Origin of the sequence: Streptomyces sp. (assembly GCF_050698815.1) — a bacterium.
GTDB lineage: Bacteria > Actinomycetota > Actinomycetes > Streptomycetales > Streptomycetaceae > Streptomyces.
Genome location: NZ_JBOHCV010000540.1, coordinates 1 through 8,713, shown reverse-complemented (window position 1 = coordinate 8,713; position 8,713 = coordinate 1). Strand labels below are relative to the sequence as shown.

13 protein-coding genes and 1 pseudogene are annotated in these 8,713 nt (G+C 68.0%); 7 read left to right on the top strand and 7 right to left on the bottom strand.

Features of this window, described 5'->3' with window-relative positions; translation table 11 throughout:
- Nucleotides 1-76: 76 nt before the first annotated feature.
- Together ACRDP3_RS19675 and ACRDP3_RS19670 are read right to left on the bottom strand one after the other, a co-directional pair.
- Nucleotides 77-631, bottom strand: a complete 555-nt coding sequence (locus ACRDP3_RS19675) for a dihydrofolate reductase family protein (RefSeq protein ID WP_431518284.1) — start codon at nt 629-631, stop codon at nt 77-79.
- A gap of 95 nt (nt 632-726) precedes the next feature.
- Nucleotides 727-1,446, bottom strand: a complete 720-nt coding sequence (locus ACRDP3_RS19670) for a helix-turn-helix domain-containing protein (protein WP_431518283.1) — start codon at nt 1,444-1,446, stop codon at nt 727-729.
- A gap of 250 nt (nt 1,447-1,696) precedes the next feature.
- On the opposite strand from ACRDP3_RS19670, the gene ACRDP3_RS19665 reads away from it, so the two are divergent.
- The 4 genes from ACRDP3_RS19665 to ACRDP3_RS19650 all read left to right on the top strand — a co-directional run bounded on the left by ACRDP3_RS19665 (nt 1,697) and on the right by ACRDP3_RS19650 (nt 4,417).
- Entirely contained in the window at nt 1,697-2,125 is a 429-nt protein-coding gene (locus ACRDP3_RS19665; protein ID WP_431518282.1) for a pyridoxamine 5'-phosphate oxidase family protein, read from the top strand.
- A 292-nt stretch (nt 2,126-2,417) separates the two neighbouring features.
- Nucleotides 2,418-2,633, top strand: coding sequence for a hypothetical protein (locus tag ACRDP3_RS19660; RefSeq protein WP_431518281.1), 216 nt, complete (start codon nt 2,418-2,420; stop codon nt 2,631-2,633).
- 242 nt (nt 2,634-2,875) lie between these two features.
- Nucleotides 2,876-3,877 (top strand): aldo/keto reductase, encoded by a 1,002-nt coding sequence (locus ACRDP3_RS19655; RefSeq protein WP_431518280.1) that lies wholly within the window; start codon nt 2,876-2,878, stop codon nt 3,875-3,877.
- Nucleotides 3,878-3,922: 45 nt separating this feature from the next.
- The gene (locus tag ACRDP3_RS19650; protein WP_431518279.1) at nt 3,923-4,417 is read left to right on the top strand and encodes an SRPBCC family protein; all 495 of its coding nucleotides are present in this window, start codon (nt 3,923-3,925) and stop codon (nt 4,415-4,417) included.
- A 163-nt stretch (nt 4,418-4,580) separates the two neighbouring features.
- On the opposite strand, the gene ACRDP3_RS19645 is transcribed toward ACRDP3_RS19650, so the two are convergent.
- The 3 genes from ACRDP3_RS19645 to ACRDP3_RS19635 all read right to left on the bottom strand — a co-directional run bounded on the left by ACRDP3_RS19645 (nt 4,581) and on the right by ACRDP3_RS19635 (nt 6,177).
- Nucleotides 4,581-5,567, bottom strand: a complete 987-nt coding sequence (locus tag ACRDP3_RS19645) for a hypothetical protein (protein WP_431518278.1) — start codon at nt 5,565-5,567, stop codon at nt 4,581-4,583.
- A 137-nt stretch (nt 5,568-5,704) separates the two neighbouring features.
- A complete protein-coding gene (locus ACRDP3_RS19640; protein WP_431518277.1) occupies nt 5,705-5,959 on the bottom strand; it encodes a hypothetical protein in 255 nt (84 codons plus the stop codon).
- The gene (locus ACRDP3_RS19635; RefSeq protein ID WP_431518276.1) at nt 5,959-6,177 is read right to left on the bottom strand and encodes a hypothetical protein; all 219 of its coding nucleotides are present in this window, start codon (nt 6,175-6,177) and stop codon (nt 5,959-5,961) included. Before ACRDP3_RS19635 ends, ACRDP3_RS19640 begins: the two co-directional genes overlap by 1 nt.
- A gap of 94 nt (nt 6,178-6,271) precedes the next feature.
- Here ACRDP3_RS19635 and ACRDP3_RS19630 point away from each other — a divergent pair, with 94 nt between their 5' ends.
- Genes ACRDP3_RS19630 through ACRDP3_RS19620 form a run of 3 tightly spaced genes read left to right on the top strand, consistent with a single transcriptional unit; the run spans nt 6,272 to nt 7,473 of the window.
- Nucleotides 6,272-7,099 (top strand): helix-turn-helix domain-containing protein, encoded by an 828-nt coding sequence (locus ACRDP3_RS19630; RefSeq protein WP_431518275.1) that lies wholly within the window; start codon nt 6,272-6,274, stop codon nt 7,097-7,099.
- On the top strand, nt 7,096-7,335 hold the full coding sequence (locus tag ACRDP3_RS19625; RefSeq protein WP_431518274.1) for a DUF397 domain-containing protein: 240 nt from the start codon (nt 7,096-7,098) through the stop codon (nt 7,333-7,335). Before ACRDP3_RS19630 ends, ACRDP3_RS19625 begins: the two co-directional genes overlap by 4 nt.
- Before the next feature lie 12 nt (nt 7,336-7,347).
- Nucleotides 7,348-7,473 (top strand): hypothetical protein, encoded by a 126-nt coding sequence (locus ACRDP3_RS19620; RefSeq protein WP_431518273.1) that lies wholly within the window; start codon nt 7,348-7,350, stop codon nt 7,471-7,473.
- 44 nt (nt 7,474-7,517) lie between these two features.
- Here ACRDP3_RS19620 and ACRDP3_RS19615 read toward each other — a convergent pair whose 3' ends face one another.
- Both ACRDP3_RS19615 and ACRDP3_RS19610 read right to left on the bottom strand, forming a co-directional pair.
- Nucleotides 7,518-8,174: an SDR family NAD(P)-dependent oxidoreductase gene (locus tag ACRDP3_RS19615; protein WP_431518272.1), complete on the bottom strand. Its 657-nt coding sequence runs from the start codon at nt 8,172-8,174 to the stop codon at nt 7,518-7,520.
- Nucleotides 8,175-8,345: 171 nt separating this feature from the next.
- Nucleotides 8,346-8,713, bottom strand: a pseudogene (locus ACRDP3_RS19610) (hypothetical protein); the annotation flags it as partial.

Sequence of the window (8,713 nt, the reverse complement as noted above, 5' to 3'; positions counted from 1 at the left end):
GTGTCACACCGGGACCCGCCGCACGTTCGAGATCATGCGCTTAGCGCTGACGGCTTTTCCAGTCCCGATGCCGCGCTCAGCCCGCCGGACGGTAGGTCGCGATGATCACTCCGCTGCTGGTCGGCCGGGCGTTCACCAACTGCAGCTTCTTCAGGGTGGCGTCGTCGGCGAACAGCTTCTTGCGGCCCTCGCCGGCCACTACCGGGTGGATCAGCAGCACCAGTTCGTCCAGCAGATCCTGCTCCAGCAGCGAGCGCACCAGCGTCGGGCTGCCCGCGACGGTGATGTTCTTGCCCTCGCCCGCCTTGAGCTCCTCGATCGCAGCCGTCAGATCGCCGTTGATGAGCGTGCTGTTCGCCCAGTCGTCGGCGCTGTCCAGCGTGGAGGAGACGACGTACTTGGGCGAGTCGTTGATCCACTTGGCGAAGCCGGCGTCCTCACCGCTGGTCACCGTCGGCCAGTACCCGGCCCACTCGGTGAACGTCACCCGGCCCAGCAGAATCGTGTCGGCCGTCTCCAGCGTCTCCTCCAGCGCGGCACCCATCTCCTCGTCGAAGGCGAACTGCCACTCGTTCGGCGACTCGGCGACACCGTCGAGCGAGACGAACAGACCCGAAACAACCTTGCGCATGATTCCTCCGTGATGAGTTCGGGGTCGTCTGCCCGTCCCTGCCGGAACCGCGCTCTGGCCGGGGCGCACCGACCTCGTCGGCTAGGTCAGGAAGACTATGCGGGCACCGAGGATGAGGTCTTGTACAGAAGCGACAGGGCATCCGTCCGGTCCGGAGCGCTCAACTGCGTGGCGGTCCGGCCGATGTACCGGGTCAAGGACCGCGCCAGGTGCGGCTGGTCGAAGTAGCCCAGCCGGTGCACGACGTCCTGGGCCGGCGCACCCTCCTGGATGAGTACCCCCGCCTGGCGGGCACGGTGGATCTGCCGGATGGCGCCCCTGGTGAGGCCCGTCGCCGCGACGAAGCGCCGCTGGAGGGTGCGTTCGGAGACATCGGGGGTGGCGCCCTCGAGTACGGCGGGCACGATCGGGTCGCAGTCCACGATGCCCTCGCGCACCATGCGCCGTACGAACGCCTCAGCGTTGTCGTAATCGGGCAGGCGCCAGGCAGAGCCTTTCAGCCAGAAGGAGCGCCGCGTCACGTCGGGGATCTCCGCGTTGCCGCCCACGAGCCGGTTGATCGGTACGTGCGGCATCGAGGTGCCGAGGGCGAAGCTGACGCCGAAGAATGTGGCGTCCTTGGGGACGGGGGCCGGGCAGGCCTTGGGCTCCGGGCCCAGTACGGCCGCCCGCACCTGGCCGTGATGCTCCCAGAAGACGAGTTCCCAGTGCGAAGTCGCGATCGACGTCATCTGGCCCACGTCGTCGCTGCGGCTGCGCCACACCCGCTCGATGTACGGCAGCTCCGACGGCCGGTTCTCGATCTCCAGACCCAACCGGATCAGCCCCCGTTCGACCCTGCCCGAGGGCTCCAGTCTGTCACGTCGTCCGGACGGCCAGAGTGCGATTCAAGTCGCCGGGCCTCGGTACAGAGGCGGTGCGGGCGCGGGCGCGGCGTACCCGCTCAGACAGGTGACGCTCCGTTACTATGCCCGTGCCTGGCGACCGAGGCGCACGACGGTGATGTCGACGGCAGTTGCGGTAGCGCACTCGGCGCGATGCCGGTCAAGGAGTAAGGAGCAGCAGGTGAACCTCGATGACGTGAAGGCCGAAGCGGCCCGCCTCTCGCCTTTCGCTCACATCGCCACGGTGGGCGCCGACAACAAGCCGGATGTCGTCCCGGTCTGGCCGGCCTGGGAGGGTGAAACCGTCTGGTTCTCCACGGGTGCGAAGAGCGTGAAGGCACGCAACATCGCCGTGAATCCGGCAGTTGCGATGCACTGGCAGGTCGACACGAGCGGCGATGGCGTGATGCTTTGGGGCACAGCGACCGTGTACACCGACATCGACACGAAACGCCGCCTGTGGACGGGACTGTTCGACTACGACCTGAACGACTTCGTCCCCGATGGCCCGGAGTCACCGGACGCCGCCTTCGTGGCCGTCTTCCCAGAACGTGCCGTCGCCTTGAAGCAGTACGGTATGGCAGGCCGCGACGCATGGCGCCGGGCCTGAATCCCCGTCGCCCCCGAACGACCCCTGGCACGCGAGCTGGACGACCTCGGTCAGTATGTGGGCCCTGGGGAAGACCTTTTCAGGCTCTCCTGTCGTATCCGTGGGTCAGATTGTTGCGAGTTGACGGCGTGCTAGGTGGGGGCGGTGGCCGCCTAGGGCGAGCATGGTCAGGGCGATGAGCACAACGGCCTTGTGATCACGAGAGCGGTCGAACACAGCAGTGTCGGAGCTGCCCTCGGCAACTAGGTCGGGGACGATCGGGGCGGGATCGAGGGCGTCGCGGCTCCTCCAGGTGACGCTGATCGGCTGCCCGGTACAGGTGTTGTGGGCCACCCGCGATGACATGGCCGAGCTCTACGGGGACGTACTGGCCGTCTGGCGGAACTGGGCCGAAGATCTGCGCGGCGGCTCCGTCGAGTCGGGCCACCACTTCGCGGAGGACGCCCCCGGCGCACTTGTCGCCGAACTCCTCGGCTTCTGGAGCGACGCCGACGCAGACCACTCCTGACCCCTGTTCCGGCAGGCCCACGGCATAGGGCGTGTTTTGAAAGTCCCGCCTGGCCCGCGACGCCTGGCACGCACATCCGCTGCGTTGTCGAATCGACCGAGTAGCCCACTACGAGGACGATCCTCCGCCTTGCGGCTGCGCGCACCAGACGCCGCGGGCCCCGCCCTATCGGGCGGACGGCGCTACTTTCAAAACACGCCCTAGACTCCCCGCACATCCCATCACCTTGGAGGACGACGAGCATGCGCGAACGACTCATGGGCAGGACCGGGCTTCGCGTCAGCGAACTGTGTCTGGGGAGCATGACCTTCGGCCGCGAGACCGACGAGGAGACGAGCCGGGCCATCCTCGACGCCTTCGTCGAGGCGGGCGGCAACTTCATCGACACCGCGGACGTGTACTCCACCGGCGGGTCGGAGGAAATCCTCGGGCGCTGGCTGAGCAAGCGGGGCCGACGCGACGACATGGTCATCGCGACGAAGGTCAGGCTCCCGATGGGGGAGGGGCCCAACGAGCGGGGACTCAGCCGCAAGCACATCATCGAGGGCGTCGAAGCGAGCCTGCGCCGGCTGCGGACCGACCACATCGACCTTTACCAGGTACACGCCTGGGACCCCGACACCTCGCTGGAGCAGACGCTCTCCACGCTCGATTCGCTGGTACGGGCGGGCAAGGTGCGATCGATCGGGGCCAGCAACTTCAGCGGCTGGCAGCTGCAGAAGGCCGTCGACATCAGCCGTGAGCGCGGCTGGGAGCCCTTCACGTGTCTGCAGCCGCTCTACAACCTGCTGGACCGGGAAACGGAGTGGGAGCTGCTGCCGGTCTGCCGGAACGAGGGCCTGGGCGTCCTCCCGTGGAGTCCGCTGCGCGGTGGCTGGCTGAGCGGATCGATCCGGCGCGGCATGCAGGAACCGCCGAGCGGCACGCGGGTCGAGACCGCGGAGCGGATGGGCTGGGGGGAGTCGTGGAGCGCCTATCAGGACGAACGGACCTGGCGCGTCCTCGACGCACTCTTCGCCGTCGTCGAGGAAACCGGACGGCCACCCGCGCAGGTGGCGGTCAACTGGCTGCTCCGCCAGCCGGACGTCACGGCCCCGATCGTCGGGGCCCGCACGATGGACCACTTGACTTCCCATCTCGCGTCCGTCGACTGGGAGTTGGAGGCCACCCAGCTGCAACGGCTGACCGACGCCAGTGCCCAGCGGCTCCCGTACCCGTACAGCGTCCAGGCCAAGCACGTCTGAGGGCCGCGCCGTGCCCTGTCTCTCTAGAACGAGGAAGGGGATCCCATGGGTGTCTGCAACGTCCACGAACGGCTGCTTCCCGCCTCCCGGAGCGAGGTCGGTGCGCTGCTCGACTCGCTCGCCGGCGGCGCCGACCGGCTGTGGCCGCATGACACGTGGCCCGCGATGCGCTTCGACCGGCCGTTGGCCGAGGGCGCCGTGGGTGGGCACGGTCCGGTCCGCTACACCGTCGCCGCCCACGTCGTCGGCACCTGGGTGCGTTTCGCCTTCACCGGGCCGCGCGGCTTCGACGGCTTCCACGAGTTCGCGGCCTTCACGGTGGACGAGCGGCACACCCTGCTGCGCCACACCCTCGCGATGACGGCACGCGGCTCCGCCCGGCTCACCTGGCCACTGGTGTGGCGCCCGCTGCACGACGCCTGTCTGGAGGACAGCATGGACCGGGCGGAGCTCGCCTGCGCGGGCGAGGTGAAACGGCCCGCCCGGCACACCCCGTACGTGCGGGTGCTGCGCGCGCTCGCGAACCGGGGCGGGCGCTAGCCTCGCGCTTTCGCGCGCCGAGCAGACTGGAGGTCTTGATGTGTAGTTGATCTTTGGTCGTAAGTTCGTTGTCGCCTGCCGGTGGGAGTGGGGGACCGGCAGGGGCGCGTGGGCGGAGCGGGAAAAGGTCGCACGGACGTGCGCGTACGGGCGAAGGACGGGTTCAGGCGGTCGCGGGCACCTTCGCGGTACGGGCGCGGGTGGCCAGATAGGCGCGGAAGCCCGGGCCTTCGGTACGGGGGCGGGGTGGGCCGGCCTCCGCGACGCTCAGGCAGCCGGGGCACTCCGTCTCGTCCGCCGAGGGCGAGAAGAGACGCGGGCGGTCGTGGCCGCCTCCCTCGCATTCCCGCATGAGGGCGACGCGGGGCGTCGTGGGCGGTGGCGCGGGGGCGGTCGGGGCGTCGGGCACGCTGTGCTCCAGGCGCCAGCGCAGGGCACCCAGCGGTGAACGGGCCGTGCCCAGGCCCTGGATGAGGACTTCCCGGATCTGAGTCGGCGGGACGTCACGGGCAAACCACTGCGCGGCGAACGGCGCCCAACGGGCCGCCTTGCGGGCGGACATCGCCAGGCGGGGCTCCGTACGCCCGAGGGAGAGCAGCAGCGCCTCCGCCTCGGCGAGGATCAGGGGCGAGGCGGGTGGGTGGGGGGTCTTCTCCCTGGTGTTCTTACGGGGTTGTTGACTGCCGCGTGACCGACCTGTCGGCTGACCGATGGTCGGTGAAGTGGCCGCCGGTGCCGGAGTGGTGGGTGCCTGTGCGGTCGGCGCCGACGTCGTGGGCGCCGGTGCGGTGAGGGTGGTTGGTGTGGGGGTGGCTGGCGTGTACTGCGGATTCCACGCCGCCCTGGCCTCCTCGGCTGTGAGCGCGACATTGGAGATGAGCTGATGCGTGCGCCAGTGACCGCCCTCGCCCTGTCGGCGCCACTCGTGCAGATAGCCCTCGGCGATGAGCTGCCGCTTTGCGTTCTGGTACGCGGTCCGCTTGATCCCGGCCCGCCTCGCCGACTTCGACAACGGCTCGTCCGCGCCGTCGGGCAGGGAGAGTTGCCAGGCCAGCAGCCGGACGGAGTCCGAGGAGAGGCGCGGGTGACGGATGATCTCGTTCGGTACTCGCGAGAAGAAGCGCGCAGGCGCGATAACATGCCGGAACATCCCAGGGTCCTTCCTGACCATGGTGTGTAGGCCCTCGGCCGGTGCTGTTAACACCGTCGAGGGCCGCCTCATTTTTCGGACGAGGCAACCTGTACACGGGCAGAGTACATCGCTTTCGGCGTCAATATGACACGCCGTCACATCTCGGCTACGCCGCCTCTCCAGGCCCGCCAGGGGCGGGCGATCAGCTCGCGGTAGGTGTGGTGGGAAGGGTTGCGGCCCGCGTGGGCCAGCGCCCACGACTGCGCGTCGGCGAAGTCCACACTCGCCACCGACCGCTTGTCGCAAACGGCGCACTGCATGGCGAACGTGACGGGCTCGGCGTCCGGTTCGCGGTCGGGGGTCAGCGTCCAGGTCTCGTAGCGGAGCACGCTGCGGCCCCATCCCGCCATCACGGAAGCCTGCTGTTGCGGTTCAAGTCGCCCACCCGCGCGCTCAGTTCCTCGGCGCTACACGCGGGACGCAGGGCGCTGCGCGGTACGTCCCACTCCCGCCCGCCGGAGGGTGGCCGGAGCTGCACGTAGGGGCCCTCGCTGCCCATGACCCGGCCGACGCGGTTGCTCCGGGTGTCCACGGCGTACGAACCGGGCGGGGGAATCTCGCTGTTCATGGCTCATACGGTGCTTGCGCGTGACTACGCTCTGGAGTAACGGCACGGGTACGCAGAGTGCACGTATCCGCCGCGCTCCGGGGAGGTGGCCGTGATGACCAACGGCAACGGCAACGGCAACGGCTCCGAGCCGCCGCCGACATGGCAGTACTGCGGCAATCAGATGAAGCTGTGGCGCGAACGGGCCGGCGTTCGGCGGGAGGACCTGGCCAAGGAGGCCAACTACGGCTACGAGGCCATCAAAGCGATGGAACGGGGCGTACGGAAGCCGCAGTTGGCGGTGTTGCGGGTCGCCGATGAGGTGTGCGGTGCGGGCGGGTTGCTGCTGGCTGCGGCGCCGTACCTGAAGCCGGAACGGTTCCCGTCGTACTCGCAGGACTTTATGCAAGCCGAATCCGAGGCCGTCGCCCTCAACTCGTATGAGACTCAGTTCATTCCCGGGCTTCTCCAGACCGAGGACTGTGCGCGAGCGCTACTCAGTGCGCACTGCCCGCTGCTGGACGACGAAACGGTCGAGGAACGGCTCACCGCCCGGATGGAGCGGCAGGCACTGCTGAGTAAGCAGAGCCGGTCGTTCAGCTTCGTGATGGAGGAGGCCGCACTCCGCCGCCGTGTCGGAGCAACGGACCAACATCGTGACCAGCTGATTCACTTGCTGAAGGCTGGCAAGCCACGACACGTCTTCCTGCAGGTCATGCCTGCTGACCGAGGTGCGCATGCCGGACTCCGAGGCCCGTTCGTTCTCCTGGAGACCCCCGGCCACGAGTACCTTGCCTACGAGGAGGGCCAGGAGGTCGGAGTGCTGTACGCGGACTCGGAGAAGGTCAGCAACTTCATCCGACGCCATGCGATGATCCTTCAACAGGCCCTCAGCCCTGAGGAGTCGATGCGGTTCATCGAGAAGTTGGCGGAGGAGCTATGAGCGCAGAGCTGGCATGGTTCAAGTCCAGCTACAGCAACACCGATGGTGGCAACTGTGTCGAGGTCGCCCTGTCCTGGCACAAATCCAGCTACAGCAACAGTGAGGGCGGCAACTGCGTCGAGGTGGCAACCTGCCCGCACACCGTGCACGTCCGCGACTCCAAGAACGCCGGCGGCCCCCAGTTGACCTTCCCTGCCCCCGCATGGGAAACATTCATCGATCAAGCCGCGCGCTGACTTGTTCCCGGGGTGCTGCTGTCCCGTCTCATCGCGTCCGTCGGGTGGGAGTTGGAGGCGCGTCCCCCGCAACGGCTGACCGACGCCAGCGCCCAGCGGCTCCCGTACCCGTACAGCATCAAGGCCAAGAACGACTAAGCGGTTTCGCAGGAGCCCGTTTGCGTCAGTGACGTGGTGAAGTGCTAGGCGCCCACCACGATCCGGAACTGGTCTCGAGCTGCGTGCAACTGCCATAGCTGTTCGGCCAGTGCGGTGGGATCGCCCAGAGCTTCGCCAGGGCCGATCTTGACCGGCACCACGAGGTGCGACACATGAATGTTCTCCGGGGCGAGTGCCTGATGAAGCATGGTCAGGTAAGCGGCCTCGCCGGCCATCGCGATGCTGGTGCCTGCAACCGCCCCAGCCGGCACCAGCGATGAGCCGCCACTGATGAACAGCAGAGAACCGGTTCCGCGTTCGCGCATGGCAGGCAACACGGTCTGCACGGCTGTCATGGGGCCATGGACACTGAACTCGAACGCGGCTTGGGCCTGCTCCCGTGTGGTCTCAAGCACCGGCTGCAAGTAGTCGGATGCGGGCAGCGGGCTGTACTCGAGCACGTCGATGCTGCCGAAGTGCCTCTCAGCTTCAAGCAATGCACTGGAGAGTGCTTGGTGATCCCGGACGTCAGCAACGAAACTGGCAACGTCCAGACCGGCCTCGCCCAGGACGCCCGTCAGGCTGTCCAATCGCTCCTGATTCCGGGAGATCAACGCGATCCGGTAGCCGTGGGAGCCGAAGACTCGTGCGATGGCCGCGCCCATCTGCGGGCCGGCACCGACGATGGCGAGGGTTGGCATGAGACTCCTTCGTAGCGGTCTGAGCTGTCAGTAACTCTACGAAATAGCCCCCAGCCGCGGACTCTGGGCTGGTCCGTCACCCACAGACAGGTGGTGCCGTCCAGCTGCCGGTGACGACCCGCCGTCCGGCCGGGCCGGCACCGTCATCGGCGTCCTCCCCGCCGGGGTGGTCTAGGTGTCGCCGTTCCAGTCGAGGGTGTCGGAACCGCCCTTGTCCCAGGTGATGGTGAGCGAGCCGCCGGCGCTGTCCTGCTTCCCGGTCCCCGCGATGAGCTTCTCGTTCTTGCCGCTGCCGCACTTGAGCGCGATACGGAACACGGTGCCGTTGATCTGCTCCTGGCCGAGGCCGAAGCAGAACCCGTCACCGGTGCCGAAGTAGTTCACCGAGTTCTTGCCCTGGGCCTTACCGCTCTGGAGCTTGTCGCCTATCGTCAGCGTCTTTCCGCCGTCGGACTGCCACTGCCCCTCGAAGCCGTCCTCCTTGGAGTGCGGGCCCGGCGTGTCCGCGTCGTAGTCGTCCGTCGGCTCGTCGGTGGGCT